A 23,233-nucleotide genomic window follows, 5' to 3' on the forward strand; every position below is an offset into this window, starting at 1 on the left:
ACCCTCTCGATAATCTTCTCGCCGAACAGCCCTTGGGGCCGAAAGACGAGGAACAGCAGCGCCAGCACATAGGCGAACCAGTTTTCGGTGGCCCCGCCTAGGTAAGGCGCACCAATCAGAAACTCGAACATCTTTTCACCCACCCCGATGATCAGCCCACCGACAATCGCGCCGGGGATTGAGGTGAAACCGCCGAGCATCAGCACCGGAAGCGCTTTCAATGCAATCAGTGACAGCGAGAACTGCACCCCCGATTTGGAGCCCCACATGATGCCAGCGACCAACGCAACGAACCCAGCGATGGACCAGACAATCACCCAGATAGTGCGCAATGAAATCCCGACGGACAGCGCCGCCTGATGGTCATCCGCCACCGCCCGCAACGCGCGACCAGTTTTGGTGTATTGCGAGAACAGCACCAGTGACGCCACCAGAATAATCGCCACAATCGCCGCGACAATATCCAGCGAGTCGATATAGAAGCCGTAGAACTCCTCGCCGCCCAGAAACGCCGTGTTTTCCTCGACCCATGTATTGCCGCCCTGCGGAATACCCACATCCAGTTTCTTAACATCGGCGCCCCACATCAGATCGCCAAAGCCTTCCATGAAATAGGCCAGCCCGATGGTGGCCATAAACAGGATAATCGGCTCCTGATTGACCAGATGTTTCAGCACGTATCGCTCCACAATGAAGGCAAATAATATCATCACCCCCACCGTCAGCAGGATCGCCAGCAAGGTAGGCACTTGCCAGCCGAATTCTTTGACGTGGGTGCCGAATATCGCGTTGATCAGGTGTGCAAATGGAACCTGCCCGTTCTGGATGCCGACCAGCGTCATCGCCGCAAACAGCGCCATCACGCCTTGGGCATAGTTGAAAATGCCGGATGCCTTGAAGATCAGAACAAAGCCCAGCGCAACCAGTGAATACATCACGCCAGCCATCAGCCCGTTCAGGAAAACCTCGACGCCATAATAGAAATTAGCAGACATTATGCGCGCCCCCCGTGTGTAAATCTTTGTGTAAATCAATCATGGCTCACCCCCAGATAGGCATCAATCACGTCCTGATTGGCCAGCACTTCGGCAGGCGTGCCATCGCCGATCTTCTTGCCGTAATCCATCACCACCACGCGGTCGGAAATATCCATCACCACGCCCATGTCGTGTTCGATCAGCGCTATTGTGGTGCCAAATTCGTCGTTCACATCCAGAATAAAGCGGCTCATGTCCTCTTTTTCCTCGACGTTCATCCCCGCCATTGGCTCGTCCAGCAGCAGCAGTTTCGGTTCCGCCGCCAGCGCACGGCCCAGTTCAACACGCTTTTGCAATCCGTAAGGCAAACGCCCCACAGGAGTCTTGCGGATCGCCTGAATTTCAAGAAAATCTATGATCTCCTCGACCTTTTGACGATGCTCGGCTTCCTCGCGGGCCGCCTTGCCAAACCAGATCGCCTGAGCCAACATTGATGATTTCATCTTGGTCATCCGGCCGGTCATAATATTGTCCAGCGTGCTCATCCCCTTGAACAGCGCGATGTTCTGGAACGTCCGCGCAATCCCCTGCTGCGCCACCTTATAGGGCCGCATCGTGGGACGTTTTTCACCGTGGAACCAAACTTCGCCTTCTTGCGGATGGTAAAATCCACTGATCACATTCAGCATCGACGACTTCCCGGCCCCGTTCGGGCCGATGATGGCGCGGATTTCGCCCTCAAAGATGTCAAAACTGATGTCTTCAATCGCCACCACACCGCCAAACCGCAGGGTGATGTTTTTCATCTCCATCATCGTGCCACCGATTTGGCGACCGTCTTCGGTCATGTAGCCCACGGTGGAGTTATCAGTCATTTCGTTCATTCTGCCGCCACCTTCTGATTTACCGGCTGCACCGCCACATCGCGGATTTCCAGCGTGGCACTGATCGAGCCTTTGCGCCCGTCCTCATATGTCACTTCGGTTTCGGTATAGATTTCGTCCTTGCCACCATAGAGCGCCTCCAGCAGATCGGCGAATTTCTCGCCCACAATCTTGCGGCGCACCTTACGAGTGCGGGTCATTTCGCCGTCATCTGCATCCAGTTCCTTGTGCAGGATCAAAAACCGATGCACTTGGCAGCCCGACAACATTTCGTCCTGCGCCACAGATTTGTTCACCTCTGCGATGTGCGCCGCGATGGTTTTGTAAACCTCGGGGTGGCCTGCCAATTCCTGATAGGACGCGTAGGCGACGTTGTTACGCTCGGCCCAGTTCCCGACCGCCGTCAGGTCAATATTGATAAACGCCACACATTTATCACGATCCGATCCGAACACCACTGATTCCAGAATGTCGGGATAAAACTTCAGCTTGTTTTCAACGAATTTCGGCGCGAACATACTGCCATCAGCCAGATTTCCCACATCTTTGGCACGGTCGATAATCCGCAAATGGCCGCTGCTTTTTTCGATGAAACCAGCGTCGCCCGTGGCCACCCAGCCTTCAGCATCCTTGGTGTCAACGGTGCTTTCGGGGTTCTTGTAATATTCCTCGAACACACCGGGTGAGCGATAGAAAATCTCGCCATTGTCCGCAATCCTGATTTCAACATCAGGCGACGGCACCCCCACCGTATCAGCCCGCACTTCGCCATCCGGCTGCTGGGTGATAAACACGGTCGCTTCGGTCTGGCCATAAAGCTGTTTCAGGTTAATCCCGATGGAGCGGTAGAATTCAAATAGCTCCGGTCCAATCGCCTCGCCCGCCGTATAGCCAACCCGCACACGACTAAGGCCCAGCGTGTTTTTCAGCGGGCCGTAAACGAACAGGTTGCCCAACCAGTAGCTAAGACGATCCATAAACCCAACAGGTTTGCCATCCAGTATTGCCGGTCCCACCCTGCGGGCGACTGCCATGTATTTATCAAACAGCCTCTTTTTGAAACGGCCGGAATCTTCCATCCGGATCATCACGCTGGTCAACTGACCTTCAAAGAACCGCGGTGGCGCAAAATAATAGGTCGGCCCGATTTCGCGCAGATCGGTCATCATTGTTTCGGCAGACTCAGGGCAGTTCACACAGAACCCCGTCCAATAGGCCTGCCCAATGGAGAAAATGAAATCACCGACCCACGCCATCGGCAAATAGGCCAGCACCTCATCGCCAGGCACCAGATGATCAAACTCGCAAGAGTTTTTCGAGGTCACAATCACGTTGCGGTTCGACAGCACCACGCCCTTTGGCTTACCGGTGGTGCCGGACGTATACAGCATCACACAGGTGCTATCCATGTTCAGACGCGCGGTGCGGGCGTGCAATTCAGGGCAAAATTCATCACGCGACGCGCGGCCCTGTTCCTGAACATGGGAAAATTCGTGCAGGCGGCGGTGATCATATTTACGCAATCCGCGTGGATCCAGATAAATCATATGCTCGAACTGCTGCAGGTGCTCTTGAATTTCGATCACCTTGTCGACCTGCTCCTGATCCTCGACCACAATGAAACGCGCGCCGCAATGCGACAACACATATTCCATCTCTTCGGCGTTGGCATCGTTATACAGTGGCACGGGGATCGCCCCGACCGATTGCGCGGCAACCATCGCCCAATAGAAATACGGGCGGTTGCGGCCAATGATGGCTACAAAATCGCCCTCGTGAATTCCAAGGTTCAGGAAACCCAGCGCCAGCGCCTCAACCTCGTCGGCCACTTCGCCCCAGTTCCAGCGCTGCCAGATACCGTATTCTTTCTCACGATAGGCCGCTTTGTCACCAAACGTCGCCGCATTGCGCGCCAACAGGGCAGGAATTGAATCCATAGTCGCGTTTGCCAAGTCTTATCCTCCCATCCGCCGGTTTTCCGACGGCCCGCCCATACTCAGACGATTCTTTATTTGCCCTAGCGTGACGGGTTTTTCCTGAAGGTCAAATTTTTCCTGACTTTTGCGCAAACCTTACGAATTGTAACAGCCCTTTCGCGGGGGCCATTCGGATGGTAGCGATATAGCGAAAGGATCGCAGCACTTGGCACCGTCGAAAACAACCACAGAAAACCTGACCCGCGCCGGATTGAACCTGATCCAGCAGGCTCTGTCTATCTATGACAGTGACCTGCGCTGTGTGCGGGTGAACCGCCCGTTCAAGGAAATGTTCGGCCTGCCAGAAACCCTGTGCACCCCCGGCGCACATTTTAGTGATACGATCCGCTATCTGGCCGAGCGTGGCGAATATGGCGAGGTTGATGATTTGGACGAATTCGTCACTTCACGCGTTGATCAGGCCCGCGCGTTCAGGGCGCATTATATGGAACGCACCCGCGCCAACGGTTGCACTATTTCGGTCGAAGGCAGCCCCCTGCCCGAAGGTGGCTGGGTCACCGTGTACACGGACATCACCGCGATCAAGGATCAGGAAAAACTGCTGCGTGGGCGCACCGACGAGCTGTCAGACCAGTTGCTGGCCCACACCGAACGCCTGTCTCAAACCAACCGCGAATTGGCCGCCACCAACGCCGCACTGGAAGAGGCTAAGCACCAGTTGACCGAGATAGAAGCCCGCACACGGATGACCACCGAAATGATGCCCGCCCACATTGCGCATGTGAATGAGGACGGAAACTACACCTACTCTAACCAGCGCCTATCCTCGATCATTCCGTCGCGCCCGTCCGGTATTTTAGGGATGCACATCGCGGATGCGTTGGGGCATAGCGCATTTGCCAAAATCAAGCCGCACTATGAAAAGGCCCAAAACGGCACCGCCAGTGTGTTTGAATTTACCGATGATGACTCCAGTCGCCGTATCCGCGTGGCTTTTAATCCCGACCAGCGCGGCGTCTATATCCTGTCGATGGACGTAACCGAAGAGGCCCAAGCTCGAGCCGCCCTTGCCCAGACCCACAAACGCGAATTAGCAGCCCAGCTGACCAGCGGTCTGGCGCATGATTTTGCTAATCTGCTGACCATCATTCTGGGCATGCAAAGCCGCCTGTCACGCATGGAGCATAGCACGGATGCACAAGAGCTGATCACCGCGACCCAATCCGCCGCGCGCCGTGGCGGCACCCTGTTGAACCGCATCGCCGAAATGTCCGGCCCGCGTGAAATGCGCCCTGCCCCGGTGGAATTTTGCCGCTTTATGAATGACCTGAAAACCCTCGCCACGCCGACGCTGCCAAACGGCGTAACGCTGGACAGCCATTGCAACGGCATTGACCAACCCGTTCTGCTGGATGCCGGATCATTGCAGGATTCCCTGCTGAACCTGATCCTGAACGCCAAAGACGCCATCGGCGCAAACAGAGGCAAGATCACCATCACCACCAAACCCGTGCGCGACACATGGCTGGAAATCACCGTCACCGACACCGGCGGCGGCTTTAGCGATAAGGCGCTGGAACATGCGCTCGATCCTTTCTTTACCACCAAGGGCGTTGAGGGGTCGGGGCTGGGCCTGTCGATGGTTTACGATCTGACCAAACTGGCAGGCGGGCATTTGAGACTGGCCAACAGCACAGATGGCGCAGTAATTACAATGCGCCTGCCCTTGCGGTTTACGACATTAGAAGCAACCCCAAAACTGGTGCTGCTGGTCGAGGATTCCGACGACATCCGCGCCAATGTGCGCGAGATGTTAATCGACATGGGACATCGCGTGATCGAGGCCACCTCGGCCGAAGAGGGCAGCACATTAGCCCCCCTCGAGGGAGTCAATTTCGTGCTGTCCGACATCTCGCTGATCGGGGGGAAAACCGGCGTCGAAATGCTGGATGGTCTGACGGAAAACGGCCTAAAGGCCACCACCTGCCTAATGACATCCCTGCCCGCGAATGACCCAATCCGCACAGATGCTGCGTCCCGCTACCCGTTGATTTCCAAACCCTTTACCGCCGATGATCTAGCCGCCTTTATGACGATGGACCCCAGCTAAATGACCCAGCCTTTAGTCACCATTTTGGACGACGAGCCCGAAATCCGCCACATGCTGGCCGATGCTTTGCAAGAGGCTGGCTTCAGAACCGCCACCTACGCCCGCGCCACCGAATTCGAGGCATCCCTGACCCACACCACCCCCGATGTATGCCTTGTTGATCTGGGTCTGCCCGACAAAGACGGCCTTGCGCTGGTACACCGTCTGGCGCTGGAATCTGGGGCCTCGATCATCATCATATCAGGCCGCGCACAGGTGCAGGATCGTGTCACAGGGCTGGAACTGGGGGCCGATGATTACATCATCAAACCGTTTGATCCTGCCGAGGTAGTCGCCCGCGTCCGCGTCCGTTTGCGCAGCAACAAACCCAGCGATAAAACCACCAACCGCGCCCGTTTTGAAGGCTGGAGCGCCCTGTTCGACAGCTATGTTCTGGTTGACAAGGACGGGCACGAGACCCCGTTTAGCCACGCCGAAGGCGAAGTGTTGCGCCTGTTTCTGGACAGCCCGAAGCGCCTGATTTCCCGCGCACAAATGCAGGAAACCCTTGGCGGCACCGCTGGCGAAAGCTTTGATCGTGCGATGGATGTGCGCATTTCACGCCTGCGCACCAAACTGCGCGAAGACCCGAAAAACCCACGCCTGATAAAAACCATCTACGGGGCTGGCTATATCTTTCTGGGGGATGTTAACTGGGATTAACAGACCAGTTTCAAAAGGAAGCATTATGGCCCCAAAACTAAGTTTAGCCATGTTCACCCTCGCCCTTGCCCCGCAAATGGCAACTGCGTTCGAGCCCGCCGATGCCAAGCTATTTATCGATTTTCCAGAACTTAGCGTAGATTACAGCCCCGGCAGCGAGGCCGTGATCTATGCGATTATCGAGGGCTCCAAGGCCCAACCACAGGTGATCTACACCATCACCTACAACCACAAAGGCGAGATTTCCACGCTCGGGTCTTTCCGCTGTGATCTGGAATTCGAGGTAATGGGAACCTCGAATAACGGCATGTATGACATCAAATGTGTGCGCCAGAATATCTTCGGCGAAAAAACCGAAACCCTTCTGCAGAAAAGCGACGGCAATTATATCGAGATATATTCCGACTAACGCTTTGCCATTGGCATTCTGACGCCCTTCCCCTACTGATTTTGTGAAGTCGTAGGAGATAGATCATGACACACCTGTGGGTCCGCGCCGAACAGCGCCAGAATGAAGAACGTGTTGGCCTGACACCCGAAGGGGCACGCGCCTTGCTGGATGCAGGCATAAAGGTAACGGTCGAACATAGCTCGGTTCGCGCCATCCAGATTCAGGGTTATATGGATGCGGGCTGTGACGTAGCGCCGGAAAACAGCTGGCCCAGCGCCCCTGCGGATGCCATTATCTTTGGCCTAAAAGAACTGCCCGAAGACGGCACGCCGTTAACTCACCGCCACATCCTGTTCGGCCACGCCTACAAGGGGCAGCCTTCGGGCCAAATCCTGCTGAAACGGTTTGCGGCAGGCGGTGGCACCCTATACGATCTGGAATATCTGGTCGATGAAACCGGCCGTCGCGTCGCCGCCTTTGGATACTGGGCCGGATTTGCCGGTGCCGCTGTATCGCTAAAATGCTGGGCCGCGCAACAAGATGGCGGCATCTGCGCCCCTGTTGGCGTATATAGAAACAAAGACGCCCTGCTTGATGATCTGCGCAATACCCTCGACGCCACCAACGCACCCCGCCCCGCCGCCATCGTTATCGGTGCCTTGGGCCGCGTTGGCACTGGTGCTTCCGATCTATGTGCAGCCCTAAACGTTGAGGTCACCAAATGGGACATGGCCGAAACCGCATCCGGCGGCCCGTTCCCCGAAATCATGCAGCACGACATCTTTATCAACTGCATCTTTGCCAGCCCCGGCACCCCCGTGTTTGTGCCCGCATCCGCTAAAACCGACCCGCGCAAATTATCCGTGATCGGCGATGTCGCTTGTGATCCCGACAGCGATTTTTCCCCGATCAAGGTTTATGACCGCACCACCACATGGGATAATCCCGCGCTGCGCGTGCACGAAACCCCGCCGCTGGACGTCACCGCCATCGACAACCTGCCATCAATGCTACCGGTCGAATCTTCACAAGATTACGCAGGCCAACTTTTGCCCTCCCTGCTGACCCTTGGCGATCTGGATACTGGCGTCTGGGCGCGAGCCAAAGCCGATTATGACACCCACGTAAAGAACGCTTAAACCAATGGAACCCGTCACCATCATCGGTTATGCCGCCGCTACCCTAGGCACGATCTGCTGGCTGCCCCAAGTGTTCAAAACATGGGGCAGCCGCGAAACCAAAGATCTGTCGCTCTGGGCCAATTTGCTGATGTTCGCCAACCTTTCGCTATGGCTGACTTACGGCATTTTGATAGACGCATGGCCATTGATTGTTGCGAATCTAATCTCGATCCTGTTGGTTGGATCTATCGTAACCGCCAAACTGATTTACAAATAAAGGAATACGCGAATGACCATCCACTGGTGCGGCACCGGCCTATCGGCCATCCCCGGCTTGCGACGCCTGATTGAAGCAGGACATGAGGTCACTGTCTGGAACCGCACAGTAGCCAAGGCCGAAGATGCGGTTGGTGACATAACGCGACGTATCAACGCCTTCACCATGGACGCAATCACCGCCGAGGTGCAATCTGGCGATGTGGTGGTCTCGATGCTGCCTGGCGACTGGCATGTGCCACTGGCCGAACTTTGCATCAGCAAGGGCGCGCATTTCGTCTCCTCCAGCTACATCGCACCCGAAATGCGTGCGCTGGACGAGGAAGCCCGCCAAGCCGGCGTTGCCTTGGTGAACGAAGTCGGCCTCGACCCCGGCATTGACCATTTGATGGCCCACTGGCTGGTTGCCGACTACCGCGCCTCAGCTGCTTATGACGCCAACAACCACATCTCGTTCACCTCGTATTGCGGCGGCGTGCCAAAACACCCAAACCCGTTTCGCTATAAATTCAGCTGGTCACCGCTGGGCGTGCTCAAGGCGCTGCGCTCGCCGTCCAAATCCATTCGCGACTTCACACCACTGGACGTCACCCGCCCGTGGGACGCCATCACCAGCTATGCGGCTCCGCTGCCGCAACCCGAAACATTCGAGGTCTACCCGAACCGCGATTCAATCCCGTTCATCAAAGACTACCAGTTCGACCCCGCATGGAAGGTCAAGGAGTTCGTGCGCGGAACCCTCCGCCTGAACGGCTGGGCCGATGCGTGGGCTGACGTGTTCACCAAGGTCGAGACCGCCGACGATACCCACCTAAAGGAAATGTCCGACCAGTTCTGGGCCGACAACGCCTATGGCGAGGACGACCCCGACCGCGTGATCATGTGCGTTGGACTAAAGGCTGAAAACGCAGGCATCCCCAGCTACCACAAAACCTATGTGATGGACGCATATGGCGACGCACGCGGCACCGCCATGGCGCGGCTGGTCTCGGTGCCGGTGTCACTTGCAGTCGAAGCTGTCCTGAACCGTGAAATCCCCGCCGGTGTGTCCGCAGCGCCCAGCGATCCTCGATTGGTGGAACGGTGGTTGGGCGAAGTGGATCGTCTGTCGCAACATCTGCAAGTGGTGGATCACCTAGATTAATCTATCGGTTCTTCTTGTCAGAAATACCTCCGCGCGGCGCGGCCACCCGAGTGCCCGCAGGGTGCGAGATATAAAGCGGCCCGTCAGGGTCTCCATTCAACTGGGCTATAAAAACCCTTCCTCGACCTCTTCCACCGAATACCCCAACGACTCCAGACCGCTTTCCAGATAATCCGCCAGTAACGGCATACCCAACAGATAGTTCTCGGTTGGTGCAACCGCTTCCTGTTTCGCGGTCTTGATTGCCTCGGTGATCTCAGCCGCATCAAAGGTCTCGCGTCCGATCCACATCACCGCCACCAGACTGGCTTGCTCGTCACGGTTCATGTCCGCAATATAGCTGCGCAATTCGGCTTCGGTTCCGTCACTGGAACGGCTTTCCAATATGGTTTCTGCGCCTGCCTCGTCGCCTGTCCGGTCCCACCGTCCTACTTTCGCGCCCAGTTCACGGGCACGGATAATGACGCGGGCAATCTTGTTGGTGCTAATCTCAAGCATAAATGAACCTTTCGAGTCGGGATACAGATTGGCAGAAATCAGCGCCGGGGCATAGCCTATTCGCCTTGTTTTCCAATCGGAACCACATTTGCCGCATCTGTTTCGGGCGCCAATTCCTCAAAATCGAAATTATCCAGTCGTGCGGCGCGTTTGCCCGCCCGTTCTGCCGCCGTGCCAATCCCGTCCAGATCAGCCCGCGCCTGATTGAAATGTGTGTCCAACTTGCCAACCCGCTCCACCACCATCTCGACATCGCGGTGCAACTGGCGCAACGTCTTGCGAATGGCCCCCGCCTGCTCGCGCATCCGCGCATCCTTTAGAATTGCCCGCATGGTGTTCAGTGTCGCCATACAGGTGGTTGGTGATACGATCCAGACATGCGCCGCAAATCCCTCGCGCACCAGTTCGGGGAAATTGGCATGCAACTCGGCATAAACCGCCTCGGATGGTAAAAACATCAGCGCCCCGTCAGCGGTTTCTCCTTCCAGGATATAGCGCTCGGATATCGCCTTGATATGCCCCTTGACGGAAACCTTGAACGCTTTGACCGCCTCTTTCATTTCCCAGTCGTTACCAGCATTGCGCAACGCCTCATACGCCTCCAGCGGGAACTTGCTGTCGATCACAATCGGCCCGGGCGGATTGGGCAGATCAATCAGGCAATCAGCCCGCTTGCCGTTGGATAAGGTCGCCTGCAATTTATAACTGCCCGCAGGCAGCGCCTTGCCGACAATATCGTTCAACTGGATTTCGCCAAACGCCCCACGCGTCTGCTTGTTCGACAGGATATCCTGCAACGACAATACATCCCCCGACAGTTTTTCGATATTGGCCTGCGCCTTATCAATGGTTCCCAACCGTTCCTGCAATTCCGTCAACGACCGTGTAGTTTTCACCGAAGACCCATGCAAGGTATCGACCATATTCGCCTGCACCTCGGCCAGCCGTTGCTCCAGCGTATTCATCAACTGCGCCTGCGCCACAGTCTGGGTTTGGCTGACAGTGCTTAACCCGCCCGCCAGCTGTGATTGTCCGTCCGATAGCGCCTGAACCCGCTGCCCCAAATTGCCGATCTGCTGGCCCAGTGGCTCCATCATCCGGCTGGATCGTCCCACGCGGCGCACCACCACGATCAGCAGGATGAACAACAGAATCAGTAACACCGCACCAGCCCCTGCCAATATCAGCCAAAACTCCTGTAACGCGTCGTTAATGTCCTGCATGCCCATCATTTTCGGCCAAACAGCCTCTCGATATCTGACAGTTTCAGCTCCACGTAGGTGGGCCGCCCGTGATTGCATTGGCCCGAATGCGGCGTGGCTTCCATTTCACGTAGCAATGCGTTCATTTCGTCCGCCTGCATACGCCGCCCCGACCGGATTGACCCGTGACAGGCCACGCGGCTCAGGATCGCCTCGATCCGCGCCTGCACCGTCAGGCTGTCGCCCAGATCGGCCAATTCGTCCAGGATATCCAAAATCATCTGCTTGGCATTAATAGCGCCCAAAATCGCTGGCGTTTCACGCACAGCAATCGCGCCCGCCCCGAACGGTTCCAGCACCAACCCCAACCGCGCCAGATCATCGGCCATCTCCAGCAGACGCGCCGCATCGCCCTCGCTCAACTCCACAATCTCGGGGATCAGCAACGCCTGCGCCGCCACACCGTTTTCAGCCATCTGCGCCTTTAGCTTCTCGTAAACCAGCCGCTCGTGCGCCGCATGTTGATCGACGATCACCATGCCATCCGCCGTCTGCGCGATGATGTAGTTTTCATGCACTTGCGCGCGCGCCGCCCCCAACGGCAAATCGGTGGGCGCATCCGCTTCAATCGGCGCCTCGAACCGCGCAGACGCCTCGGCAAACCCTCCCTCAAATGCTGGGGCCTGCGCCGCATAACTCGCAGCCAAAGCCCCCGTTGAGGGCCGATCCATCTGATAAACCCGCCCCGTTGGCTGCTCAGGTCGAAACGCGCCCAATGTTGCGCCCGCTACCGTGGTCGAGGCCCGATGCCCCGCTTCCGCCAACGCGTGGCGTAACGCCGAAACGATCAACCCGCGCGCCAGACCCGGATTGCGAAACCGCACTTCGGATTTTGCCGGATGCACATTCACATCCACCTGATGCGGATCACACTCCAGAAACAGCACCGCCGCCGGATGCCTGTCGCGCGACAGAAAATCGAAATACGCCCCGCGCAGCGCGCCGATCAACAGTTTGTCGCGCACGGGCCGCCCGTTGACATATAGATATTGCATCACGGCTGACCCCCGCGAAAACGTCGGCAGGGCCGCGTATCCGGTCAGCGCAATCCCCTCGCGCTCGGCATCAATTTTTAGCGCATTTTCAGCAAACTCCGCACCCAACACCTGCCGCAACCGCCCATGCAGCGCGTCAAATAAATCGCCGGTTTCGGCATCCGCCCGAAACGTCAGCCGCCCTTCGCCGCCACCCGACACATCGCGCAGGGTAAAGCTGACAAACGGCTCTGCCATCGCCAGCCGTTTTACCACATCGCCAATCGCCTGAACCTCGGCCCGATCCGTGCGCAAGAATTTCAGCCGTGCAGGTGTGGCATAAAACAGATCGCGCAACTCGACCACAGTGCCAGCAGATAGCGCCGCCGGTTTCACCGCCTCCATTGCCCCACCCGCCACGCGGATCGATGACGCATCTGCGCCGTCCACGCGCGACGTGATCGTCAGCCGCCCGACCGCACCCAACGACGGCAACGCCTCACCCCGAAACCCGAAGGTGTGGATGTTCAACAGGTCTGACCCGTCAATTTTCGACGTGGCATGACGCGACATCGCCAGCGGCAAATCAGCCGCCGAAATCCCGCAACCATCATCCACCACACGGATCAGGGTCTTGCCACCATCCGCATAGGACACCTCAACGCGCCTTGCACCCGCGTCCAGCGCATTCTCGATCAACTCTTTCACTGCCGAGGCAGGCCGCTCCACCACTTCGCCCGCCGCAATCCGGTTAATCGCGGCATCATCCAGCTGTCTGATAACAGGGCGGTTTTCGCCTATATTGGGGTTTTGTGCGGACATACCACTAGAATTAGCATAAACCGCCCCGATTCGACCACAGGCATTCACGCCTTCATTCACACCTCGGGTTAATTACTGTTCTCAAGCCCCTCGGGCTGCCCGACCACCACAAAATGCAGATCCTCTGGGCGCACCATCCGCTTGGCCACCTGCGCAATATCCTCCAGCGTCACGGCATTCACTTTGTCGTTTCGCGTGGCGATATAATCAATCGGCAGGCCCTGCATCTGCATCCCGACCATGATGTTGGCAATCGGCCCGTTCCCGTCAAACCGCAACGGGTATGCGCCTGTCAAATAGGTCTTGGCCCCGTCCAGTTCCGCAGCGGTCACCCCGTTTTCCGCCAGCTTGATCCACTCGTCGCGGATCACATCAATCGCTTGCGCCACACGGTCGTTGGCCGATGCTACACGGCCCATATACAGCGCGGCATAATCCATCGGTACCAGATAGCTGTAAACACCATAGGTCAGCCCGCGCTTCTCGCGCACTTCTTCCATCAGGCGTGATTGCCGCCCGCTGCCCCCCAGAATGGTGTTCATCAGATAGGCGGCAAAGAAATCATCGTCGTCGCGGTCGATCCCTTCCAGACCGAATGTCACCACCGATTGCGGTGTGTCAAACGGCACCACGGTCACACCACCGCTCAGGCGATATTCAGCGCGCGCAGGCATATCCGCCCCGACCGCAGGCAATCCGCCTAGCAAATCATCCAGCAATACGCCCAACTGCTCGGGGGTAATATCACCTACTGCACCGACAAACAGCCGGTCCCGCGCCATAACGGCATCCTTGGCGGCAACCAGATCATCGCGTGTCAGCCCAGCTACGGACTCCAGCGTTCCATCACGCGATGTCGCATAGGGATGGTCCGCAAAGGCCAATTGATCAAACGTGCGCCCCGAAATTTTGTCAGGGTCTTTTGCATCCCCTTGAATGCCCGAAACGACCTGCGCCCGCACCCGTTCAATCGCATCATCATCAAACCGCGGTTCTTGCAAAGCGGCCCGCAGTAGCACCATCGCCTCATCGCGGTTCTCGCTCAGGAACTGCGCTGATATAGACATCGCGTCGTCCCGAACACCAAACCCGAAACTCGCCGCCAACCCCTCGACCGCCGCTGCAAACTGGCGCGCGTCCATGTCGGCCGCCCCCTCTTCCAACAGACCAACCATCAGGTTCACGGCCCCGCGTTTGCCCGCCACGTCCAGACTGGCACCGCCCTTGAACCGGATTTGAAGCGATGTGAACGGGATCGAGTGTTCCTCGACCAGCCATGCGGTAATCCCGCCCGGCGATGTCACTTCTTTAATTTCGACCTCGGCTTGTGCTGCTGCGCCAAACACCAGCAGCGCGATCAGCGCCAGATAAACCCGCTTCATTGCGTCACCTCCGCTTGTGCTGCCGGATTGCTTAACCACCCTGTCACAGCCTGCTTTTTATCCAGCAACAAATTCGCCGCAGCAATCACGTCCTCGGCCATTACATTTTGCAAAACCCGCGGCCATGCCTGCACATCTTTGATCGTCAAACCCGAAGTCAGGGCCGATCCATACAGGTTCGCCAAGGCCTGAACATCGTCGCGCTCGTAAATCAGGCTGGCCCGCAATTGCATCTTGATCCGCGCAAATTGCTCTGCATCCACGCCTTCCTCGATAAATTCGGCAATGGCATTATCCAGCAACGCTTCGCCCTCGGTCAGGCTGATGCCATTGCTCGGCACCATCACCAAACCGAATGTCGTCTGGTCCAGCGACATGCCGTCATAATACGCTGATGTATAAATCGCCTTTTGCGTCTCGAATTGTAATTTGCGCCCCAGAACCGAAGTTTGACCGTTGCCACCCAACAGTTCCGCCAGCATGGTCAGGGCGGCCGCCTGTTCCTGATCACCGCTGTTGCGTTCAGGGGCCAGATAACTGCGGATCACATAGGGCTGCGTGATGCGTTCATCCACATAGGTCATCCGCCGCTCAGACAGTTGCGGTGGCTCGATGGGGCGGGCGCGATCAGGCAAATCGTTAGTCGGGGCCAGCGGGCCATAATGCTTTTTCGCCAATGCCAATACATTGGCAGGGTCCACATCCCCCGCCACCACCAAAATCGCATTGTTAGGCGCGTAATAGCGACGATAAAACGCCAGCGCATCTTCCCGTGACAGCTGCTCCATTTCATGTTTCCAGCCGATAACCGGAATACCGTATGGGTGGTTCAAATATTGTGCCGCGCGGCGCTGCTCACCAAACAGGGAATCAGGGTTGTTTTCAGTGCGCGTATTGCGTTCTTCCAAAATCACATCGCGCTCGGTGGCAATGTCATCGACGGTCAGGCGCAAATCGCGCATCCGGTCTGCTTCCATTGTCATCATCAGCTCCAGCCGGTCCGCCGCGACCCGCTGATAATACGCCGTATAATCCCACGAGGTGAACGCATTATCCGACCCGCCGTTGGCCGCCACTGTGTCCGACAATTCGCCCGACTTCAGATCATCCGTGGCCTTGAACAGCAAATGCTCCAGAAAATGTGCCACGCCGGAAACACCAGGTTCCTCATCCGCGGCCCCCGCCCGATACCACACCATCTGCACCACAACCGGCGCGCGATGATCCTCGATCACCACTACATCCAGACCGTTGGACAGGGTGTAATTGCTGATCTCTTGTGCCCACAATGGGCGAATAAATAGGGTCAGGGTCAGAATAACCAGACTGGAAAGGCGCATATAAGGTCTCCGATGCAAACATGTTGACTAGAACTTACGCACCCTTGCGCCCATCACAAGCCCAGCTAGCGCGATTGTGAGATTTGGGCTTACGGCAGCGTCGCCGGATCAGGCGGTGCAGACGGGGTGCGCACACCCAACCGGCGGAACCGCAGCAATTCGTTATATTGATCCAACGACTGCTTTCTGTAGGCCTTGAAATAAACATTCACATTGAACGCCCGTTCCAGAACCCGGCCACGGTTACGCCCGCGAAAATCCAGATCCTCGGCGGCCAACGTCTGGCGAATGCCCGACGTAACACCGAACCGGCTGGCGTGGCTCACAACCGACGCATCACCGCGTCCAATATTGCCATCGCCTGCGCGATTCAGGCGCGTAGGGTCACCACCTAATGCCGCAATCGCATCTGCTTTGGGTGTTGGATCCGTCAGGTTTGTCCCCCCTGGTGTCGGGGTCGGCAATGCTGCGGTGAAATCGGGGGCTTCCAGTGGTTTGCCGGGCAAAATTGTAAATTCATCCGGCCCGTTCGTGTTCGAGCGAACATTCATCAGTTGCGGGGCTTTTCGCCCGCCACAGGCCGACACCGCCAGAACAGCGATCAAAGCAAGTGCAATTGTGCCACGTGCGGTCTGCATTGATGTCTCCTTCAACCCTTACTAGCGCTGTTTAACTGATCAAATCGGCGCCGTCACCTAGTCTTCTTTTCTCCTGCGAAAAAGATCAACCCAAATGCGCCCGCAAACACTGTAATATCGGCAATATTGAACGAATACGGATTTTCAAAGCCGCAACAAGACATATTCAGGAAATCCGCAACCCCGCCATAAAGGATACGATCCATCACATTGCCCAGTGCCCCGCCAATCAGCAATCCGGCGCTAATGTATGCCAACCGACCGTGGTTTTCCCGCTTGATCCAGATCAGTACCCAGATACAAATTGCCAAAGCCAGCGCAATAAGGATCCAGCGGGCCCAATCGGCACTGTTGGAAAACAGGCCAAAGTTCACACCATTGTTCCATGCCATGCGAAAATTCACAAATGGCGGCAGCACATCAATTTCGCCGCGCTCGCGCAGGTTTAACCAGTGCACCACCAGATATTTTGATGCCTGATCCAGCATGAACGTCCAAAAACCAGCCCAAAGGGTTAGCCGCATTATCACTTCTCCTTTAATGCCTAAAATGGCGCATACCGGTAAACACCATCGCCAACCCTGCCTCGTCTGCCGCTGCGATCACTTCATCGTCCCGCATGGACCCGCCCGGCTGTATCACAGCCGTCGCACCGGCTTCCGCGGCGCTCAACAACCCGTCGGCAAACGGAAAAAACGCATCCGACGCTACAACAGACCCTTGGGTTAACGGCGCATCCAGCCCCAGAACCTCGGCCATGTCTTGCGCTTTACGTGCCGCAATCCGCGTGCTGTCAACGCGGCTCATCTGCCCCGCGCCAATGCCCACAGTCGCCCCATCCTTAACGTAAATGATCGCGTTCGATTTGACATGCTTGGCCACCCGCCACGCAAACATCAGATCGGCCATTTCGGCGTCCGTCGGCGCGCGTTTGGTAACCACCTTCAGGTCTTCCATAGCAACAAAACCGTTGTCCTTGTCCTGCACCAACATTCCGCCCGCCACCTGCCGATACGTCAGCGCCGCCGCCCGTGGATCAGGCAGATCTGCCACCGTCAACAGCCGCAGGTTTTTCTTTTTGGCAAAGATCGCCTTGGCATCCTCATCAACACCCGGCGCAATCACCACTTCGGTGAAAATCTTGGAAATCTCCTCAGCCGTGGCCCCATCCAGCCGCTGGTTCAGCGCGATAATCCCGCCAAACGGCGAAACGTTATCGCAGTTGAACGCCGCGCGATACGCCTCGACCATCGTCGCCCCCCGCGCCACACCGCACGGGTTGGCGTGCTTGATAATCGCACAGGCTGGCCCCTCGGCAGGAACAAATTCTGCCACCAGCTCAATCGCCGCATCTGTGTCATTGATGTTGTTATAAGACAGCTCTTTACCCTGATGCTGCACCGCCGTTGCCACGCCTTCGCGAGTGGAACCATCCGTATAAAACGCCGCTGATTGATGCGGGTTTTCGCCATAGCGCATCACCTGCGACAGCGTTCCGGCAAAGGCACGACGACGCGGAAATTCCACGCCAATCGCATCCGCCATCCACGTCGACACAGCCGCGTCATAGGCAGCAGTGCGTGCATAAGCGATCTGGGCGCGGCGTTTGCGGAATTTATCACAAGTCGCGCCGTTATGCTTGGCCATATCGCCCAGCAATTTGTCGTAATCCTCGACATCCACCACAGTCGTCACAAACGCATGGTTCTTGGCCGCCGCGCGGATCATCGCTGGGCCGCCAATGTCAATGTTCTCAATGCAGGTATCATAATCCGCGCCCTTGGCCACGGTTTCTTCAAACGGATACAGATTGACCACCAACAGGTCGATTCCCGCAATGCCGTGTTCCTTCATCGCCGCCAAATGCGCCTCATCGTCACGCAGCGCCAGCAAACCGCCATGCACCGCAGGATGCAGCGTTTTCACCCGCCCATCCATCATTTCGGGAAAGCCGGTGACATCAGCCACATCCGTCACATCCAGCCCCGCGTCGCGCAATGCCTTGGCGGACCCGCCGGTCGATAACAGCTCGACCCCCATTCCCGCCAGGGCGCAGCCCAGATCAATCAATCCGGTTTTGTCAGATACAGATAATAATGCGCGGCGGATTGGCAGGTTGGCAGTCATTCAGTTTCCCCATTCGGTGTTGTTTGCAGAATTTCATCGTCATCGCGCGTAAGGTCACGCAGGCTATCGGGTGTGTCGTGTGCTTTGGCCAGCGTCCAGGTCACACGGCTCGCATACTCCAAAGCGCGAGAAGATAAAACAATCTGTTTTGTCGCGCGTGGCTTTAGACGATTTTTCTCCAGATATACGCTTGGCTCCAGACTTAACCGGGCCTCGCCACCATGACGGAACACCCATATCTCGCCGCTTTTCAATGCCAGCGACACCGCAGCACCGCCCATATCCAGAACCGCATCAACATCGGGATGTAGATGGAACCGCACCATATAGGCAATGCCTTGCAATTGTACCGCATCCATTGCCCGATCAAACAGGCGTTTGTCAGCATCGGTGATTGCCATCAATGCGTCTTCGCCCGCCAATGTGCGCCCATCAGCTGATTGATACAACCGGCGCATGTGGATCAACCCGTGGCTTGCCTCATAGCCGTCATGCCCCACCTGAAGACTGGCGCCCGCCTTGTCGAACGACTGTTTTACATCGACAGCCTTTGGTGTGTGCAGCAGCCTTTCTTGTGGGCCCGTGTCGCCGAACCCCAGCCGTGATGACGAATATCCTTCGATCCCCAGCACAGAATGCGACGGCGTTGCGCGGCCCGCCCGTTGCCAGTCTTCGCCAAACGATACGCCAGATCCGCAATTCACCACCAGCGGACGCCGGCCCGAGGTCAGTTCAAACGCCAAGGTCGAGGCATGCCCGTGATAGGAATTCGCACCTTGCGGCGGACGGCTTGCATCCACAACCACACTGCTGCGCCCCGCCTTCAGGCGCGCATACCCCATCTGCAAACCGGCCCCGCCTGCTGTCCGCACCCCGCTTGATGCCAGCGCATGGTCCAGCCGCCCCTCGATACCACGGCCCCCACCATGAAACCGCGCCAGACTGCCATCGCTGTGGCGCAAGGCCCGCAATGTCGGGGCAATCCGCTCGATGGCTGCTAGATGATCGCGCCCCGCAATCCAACCCGCTTCGCTTAATGCGGAAGCGGCCCAAATCAGCAGGGTGAACACCTCCAGCAATTCCTCGGGATTGCGCGTCGGAATGCCGCCTTCTGCGTCTATTTGTTCACGGCATTCCCGCGCCAGCGCTTTTACGGCGGGTTTGACATGCTCGTCCATCCCGCTCAGGGCCAGCCCCGCGTAAATCAACCCCGTCAACGCCTCGAACCGTGGCAGTCCGGCCGATGCAACCTTCCAGCGTTTGCTTAGGAAAATTGTCTGGTGCGCCAATGACTGGAAATAGACCTCAGATGCATCTTTGTCCTGCCCTTGCAGCAGGAACAGCGCATGATTGATCCAGCGGATCAGGCGGCGTCCGGTTAAATCCGGCGTCCATCCGGCCCCGTGCCCCTGCCCAAACCGCGTGATCCATTCAAACACCCAATCCTGCGCGGCCCCCCGCGCGGGGCCATCACCGACAGCCGCCAAATCATCCAGCCACTGAAACCCGTGCACTTCTTCACTGAACATGGTTGAGGGCATCTCGATATCCCACAACCCCGCCTTGCTGTCCGTGATCAGATACCCTGCAAACTGGAAATTCCCTGCCACCAATTGTCGGCCACGGGCAAATGACCCAATCGTGCGCGGTTCAGGTTGCGAGGTAAAACCGGTTGCCGCCCGCGCACGCGTGCCCAACCGCGCATAAAAGCGGTTCATCCAGCGCACACGCCGCGCGGAAAAACTTGTTGGTTGTGCCACGGACTGCTTCGCCTTCTTGCGGGGACGTTAGAGTGACGGGTTTGCTCGCCCACACCATAGGCCGTGCAGGTGCGGGTGTCACCGACGAATTCGCGCTTACGCGCCTTTCCGCAACACCGCGATGTAAAACCCGTCCATACCGCCGCGATCCGCCCAGTAATCAGGCCGCAATCGCAAGCCCCCCTCGGGCGTTGCCCACGCCGGATCAATCCCGTCCAGCGTGATCGGCTCGACCGTCAGCCCCTTGTTCCGCTTCAACGCATCCTCGACCTGTATCTCGCCCTCGTCCGGCAACAGCGAACAGGTGCAAAACACCAGCCGCCCACCCGGTTTCAATTGGGTCAAAGCATGGTCAATCATCCGCTCCTGCAAGGCAAACAGCGTCGGAAAATCCGACCCATCCTTGGCATAAGGCAAATCCGGATGCCGCCTAATCGTCCCCGTCGCGGTGCACGGCGCATCCAGCAGGATCGCGTCAAACAGCGCCTCGCGCCATTCCAGCGCATCCACCACCCGCAACGTCGCATCCAGCCCCGTGCGCTCCAGATTTTCGCGCACCCGAACCATCCGCGCTTTGGACACATCAATCGCCACCACATCCGCACCGGTTGCGGCCAACTGCATCGTCTTGCCACCAGGGGCTGCACAAATATCCAACACCCTCCCGCACGCTTGCGCGTTCAAAATCTTGTCCTGTAGCGCCGCCGCCGCATCCTGAACCCACCAGTCCCCCGCGTCATACCCCCCCAGCATTGAAACCTGCCCAGCATCGTGCAACCGCACCGACCCCGTTGGTAAAACCTCGCCACCAACCGCCTTGGCCACCGCCGCCGCATCGCCCTTGGGGGTTAAATCCAGCGGCGCTCCGGCAGCAAATGCCGCCTCCATCGCTTCCATCACTTGTTTGCCATAATCCGCGTTCAGCGGTTTCCTCAACCACTTCGGCAACCGTGGCGCAGGCAATTTATCCCAAGCTGCCGGATCAATCTTGCGCAGCACCGCATTGACCATACCCGACGCCCGATGGTTCAGCTTATCCGCCTTGACCATCGCCACAGCCGCATTCACCACCCCATGCGCCGCAGCCCCCTCAACGCACAGCTCAACCACCGACAGGCGCAACACATTATGCACAAACAGCTCAGGCTTGCGTTGCAAAAACGGCCCCAACATCCGGTCGGCCCGATCCATCCACCGCAAGGTCTCTACCGCCAACCTCTGCGCCCGCGCCCGCTCGGATGGGTCCAGATTGTCCAAAAACCCGCCCTTGCCCAGCATCTCGGGCAACAACGCGCCTTTACCCAGCACCCCGTCCATAAGGCGAACCGCCGCGCGTCGTGGTGCCAAACCGGGATGGGACATGAGATATTCCTTTGTTGCGATGTCTGCGTTTGCGCCTATATCATAGCCACAGCCAGAACAAGAGAACGCTGATATGCCCGACACGCAGAAAAACCTCCCCGCCGCCGCCATTCGCGCCTTGGCCGAAGCCGAAGAACGCCGCAAAAAGGCAAAAGATGCCGAGTTGCCCAAAGAACTAGGCGGCCGCGACGGGCCTGAACCGGTGCGCTATGGAGATTGGGAGAAAAAAGGCATTGCGGTGGATTTTTAGAATACCCGCCCAACGACAAGAAAATATGTGCCAACGCAGTGTCCAAAAGGTCTAATGCTGTATGGCGGCTTTGCGGACAAGCCGGCACGCCAATTCCTAAGAAGGGCCGAAATCAGCACCTCCACCAAGTTGTCCCGGCCCAATCGTGCCGCCGTTCTGAAGCCGCTTGGCCTCTGCCGTCGGTGCTATCGAAGAATGGGGCTTGTGCTCTTGGTTGCTTGTGCGCTTTGGAGGGCGATTTGCCTTCCTACGGCCGTCGAATAGAATAGCGCCAATACCCAAACAGAGGAGAGCGGCGAGACTAGAAAAGAAAACAATAACTCCCATTTTCACAGTATACATCACAGCTCTCGCCCTGCCAACTCATTTCCGAAAAGGGCTCGAAGCAGCCCTTAGGCCAAACGCATGACGCAAAACATCTCTGACATATTAAAAGACCGTTTCTACAACCCCAGCACATCCAGCATATCATATTCGCCCGGCTTGCGCCCCTGCCCCCACAGCACCGCCTTTAGCGCCCCGCGGGCAAACACCGCGCGATCCGTCGCCATATGCCGCAAAATAATCCGCTCGCCGTCGGCTGCAAACATCACGTCATGCTCGCCGACAATGTCACCGCCGCGAACCGCCGAAAACCCGATGTCGCCCCGCCGACGCGCGCCGGTAACCCCGTCGCGCCCGCTATCCTTCACCGCCGCCAATGACACACCGCGCCCCTCGGCCGCCGCTTCGCCCAGCATCAGTGCTGTGCCCGAAGGCGCATCCACTTTGTGCCGGTGGTGCGCTTCAATAATCTCGATGTCAAAATCCTCGTCCAGCGCCGCCGCAACCTGTTTGGTCAATTGCACCAACAGATTGACCCCAAGGCTCATGTTCCCAGCCCGCACCACCACCGCGTGCCGCGCCGCCGCCTTGATCTTCACCAGATCATCATCCGTTAACCCCGTGGTGCCAATCACATGCACCGCACGCGCCTGCGCCGCCAGCTCTGCCATCGCCACCGTGGCCGCAGGCACCGTAAAATCAATCACCCCCTGCGCCTTCGCCATCACCTCCAACGCATCATCCGTCACGGTCACACCCAGATCAGCACCGCCCATCGCGGCACCCACGTCCTGACCAACCCAGCCGTGACCGCTGCGTTCCAGAGCACCAACCAACCGCACCGCATCGCTTTCACACACCAAACGCACCAGCATCTGGCCCATCCGCCCCGATACCCCGTTCACCACAATCCCCGGTAAATCGCTCATTTTTCGCTCCTTGAAATCCGCCA

21 protein-coding genes are annotated in these 23,233 nt (G+C 57.7%); 7 read left to right on the top strand and 14 right to left on the bottom strand.

Annotation, left to right across the window (positions count from 1 at the left end; all coding sequences use genetic code 11):
• The 3 genes from ACWB12_RS14625 to ACWB12_RS14635 form a co-directional block, all read right to left on the bottom strand.
• A partial coding sequence (locus ACWB12_RS14625) for a branched-chain amino acid ABC transporter permease (protein ID WP_479530829.1) occupies window positions 1-995 on the bottom strand: 995 nt, incomplete at its 3' end.
• A gap of 35 nt (window positions 996-1,030) precedes the next feature.
• A complete protein-coding gene (locus ACWB12_RS14630) occupies window positions 1,031-1,852 on the bottom strand; it encodes an ABC transporter ATP-binding protein (protein ID WP_479530846.1) in 822 nt (273 codons plus the stop codon).
• A 5-nt stretch (window positions 1,853-1,857) separates the two neighbouring features.
• A complete protein-coding gene (locus tag ACWB12_RS14635) occupies window positions 1,858-3,798 on the bottom strand; it encodes an AMP-binding protein (RefSeq protein ID WP_479530847.1) in 1,941 nt (646 codons plus the stop codon).
• Window positions 3,799-4,003: 205 nt separating this feature from the next.
• Here ACWB12_RS14635 and ACWB12_RS14640 point away from each other — a divergent pair, with 205 nt between their 5' ends.
• From ACWB12_RS14640 to ACWB12_RS14665, 6 genes are all read left to right on the top strand, one after another.
• On the top strand, window positions 4,004-5,908 hold the full coding sequence (locus ACWB12_RS14640; RefSeq protein WP_479530830.1) for a PAS-domain containing protein: 1,905 nt from the start codon (window positions 4,004-4,006) through the stop codon (window positions 5,906-5,908).
• Entirely contained in the window at window positions 5,909-6,610 is a 702-nt protein-coding gene (locus ACWB12_RS14645) for a response regulator (RefSeq protein ID WP_479530831.1), read from the top strand.
• Between the two features lie 25 nt (window positions 6,611-6,635).
• Window positions 6,636-7,019, top strand: a complete 384-nt coding sequence (locus ACWB12_RS14650) for a hypothetical protein (protein ID WP_479530832.1) — start codon at window positions 6,636-6,638, stop codon at window positions 7,017-7,019.
• A gap of 65 nt (window positions 7,020-7,084) precedes the next feature.
• Window positions 7,085-8,140 carry a saccharopine dehydrogenase gene (locus ACWB12_RS14655; RefSeq protein ID WP_479530833.1) on the top strand — a complete coding sequence of 352 codons (1,056 nt, stop codon included), beginning with the start codon at window positions 7,085-7,087 and terminating at the stop codon, window positions 8,138-8,140.
• Window positions 8,141-8,144: 4 nt separating this feature from the next.
• The gene (locus ACWB12_RS14660) at window positions 8,145-8,399 is read left to right on the top strand and encodes a SemiSWEET family sugar transporter (protein ID WP_479530834.1); all 255 of its coding nucleotides are present in this window, start codon (window positions 8,145-8,147) and stop codon (window positions 8,397-8,399) included.
• Between the two features lie 12 nt (window positions 8,400-8,411).
• Window positions 8,412-9,542: a saccharopine dehydrogenase family protein gene (locus ACWB12_RS14665; protein ID WP_479530835.1), complete on the top strand. Its 1,131-nt coding sequence runs from the start codon at window positions 8,412-8,414 to the stop codon at window positions 9,540-9,542.
• A 105-nt stretch (window positions 9,543-9,647) separates the two neighbouring features.
• Here ACWB12_RS14665 and ACWB12_RS14670 read toward each other — a convergent pair whose 3' ends face one another.
• From ACWB12_RS14670 to ACWB12_RS14715, 10 genes are all read right to left on the bottom strand, one after another.
• Window positions 9,648-10,040 (bottom strand): DUF3775 domain-containing protein, encoded by a 393-nt coding sequence (locus ACWB12_RS14670; protein WP_479530836.1) that lies wholly within the window; start codon window positions 10,038-10,040, stop codon window positions 9,648-9,650.
• A gap of 56 nt (window positions 10,041-10,096) precedes the next feature.
• A complete protein-coding gene (locus tag ACWB12_RS14675; RefSeq protein ID WP_479530848.1) occupies window positions 10,097-11,269 on the bottom strand; it encodes a DNA recombination protein RmuC in 1,173 nt (390 codons plus the stop codon).
• Window positions 11,269-13,098, bottom strand: a complete 1,830-nt coding sequence (gene mutL / locus ACWB12_RS14680; RefSeq protein ID WP_479530837.1) for a DNA mismatch repair endonuclease MutL — start codon at window positions 13,096-13,098, stop codon at window positions 11,269-11,271. The genes ACWB12_RS14675 and mutL overlap by 1 nt, the downstream gene beginning before the upstream one ends.
• A 68-nt stretch (window positions 13,099-13,166) precedes the next feature.
• Entirely contained in the window at window positions 13,167-14,480 is a 1,314-nt protein-coding gene (locus tag ACWB12_RS14685; protein WP_479530838.1) for a M16 family metallopeptidase, read from the bottom strand.
• Window positions 14,477-15,820, bottom strand: coding sequence for a M16 family metallopeptidase (locus tag ACWB12_RS14690; protein ID WP_479530839.1), 1,344 nt, complete (start codon window positions 15,818-15,820; stop codon window positions 14,477-14,479). Before ACWB12_RS14690 ends, ACWB12_RS14685 begins: the two co-directional genes overlap by 4 nt.
• Before the next feature lie 89 nt (window positions 15,821-15,909).
• The gene (locus ACWB12_RS14695) at window positions 15,910-16,458 is read right to left on the bottom strand and encodes a DUF3035 domain-containing protein (protein ID WP_479530840.1); all 549 of its coding nucleotides are present in this window, start codon (window positions 16,456-16,458) and stop codon (window positions 15,910-15,912) included.
• A gap of 53 nt (window positions 16,459-16,511) precedes the next feature.
• Window positions 16,512-16,982 (bottom strand): signal peptidase II, encoded by a 471-nt coding sequence (gene lspA / locus ACWB12_RS14700; protein ID WP_479530841.1) that lies wholly within the window; start codon window positions 16,980-16,982, stop codon window positions 16,512-16,514.
• Window positions 16,983-16,995: 13 nt separating this feature from the next.
• A complete protein-coding gene (gene purH / locus ACWB12_RS14705) occupies window positions 16,996-18,585 on the bottom strand; it encodes a bifunctional phosphoribosylaminoimidazolecarboxamide formyltransferase/IMP cyclohydrolase (RefSeq protein WP_479530842.1) in 1,590 nt (529 codons plus the stop codon).
• Window positions 18,582-20,303 (bottom strand): heparinase II/III family protein, encoded by a 1,722-nt coding sequence (locus tag ACWB12_RS14710; RefSeq protein ID WP_479530849.1) that lies wholly within the window; start codon window positions 20,301-20,303, stop codon window positions 18,582-18,584. The genes purH and ACWB12_RS14710 overlap by 4 nt, the downstream gene beginning before the upstream one ends.
• A 138-nt stretch (window positions 20,304-20,441) precedes the next feature.
• Window positions 20,442-21,707 carry an RsmB/NOP family class I SAM-dependent RNA methyltransferase gene (locus ACWB12_RS14715; RefSeq protein ID WP_479530843.1) on the bottom strand — a complete coding sequence of 422 codons (1,266 nt, stop codon included), beginning with the start codon at window positions 21,705-21,707 and terminating at the stop codon, window positions 20,442-20,444.
• A 73-nt stretch (window positions 21,708-21,780) separates the two neighbouring features.
• On the opposite strand from ACWB12_RS14715, the gene ACWB12_RS14720 reads away from it, so the two are divergent.
• Window positions 21,781-21,957 carry a DUF1674 domain-containing protein gene (locus tag ACWB12_RS14720; protein ID WP_479530844.1) on the top strand — a complete coding sequence of 59 codons (177 nt, stop codon included), beginning with the start codon at window positions 21,781-21,783 and terminating at the stop codon, window positions 21,955-21,957.
• A 443-nt stretch (window positions 21,958-22,400) separates the two neighbouring features.
• Here ACWB12_RS14720 and dapB read toward each other — a convergent pair whose 3' ends face one another.
• Window positions 22,401-23,210: a 4-hydroxy-tetrahydrodipicolinate reductase gene (dapB, locus tag ACWB12_RS14725; protein WP_479530845.1), complete on the bottom strand. Its 810-nt coding sequence runs from the start codon at window positions 23,208-23,210 to the stop codon at window positions 22,401-22,403.
• Between the last annotated feature and the right edge of the window lie 23 nt (window positions 23,211-23,233).

This window comes from Profundibacter sp. (genome assembly GCF_056498605.1).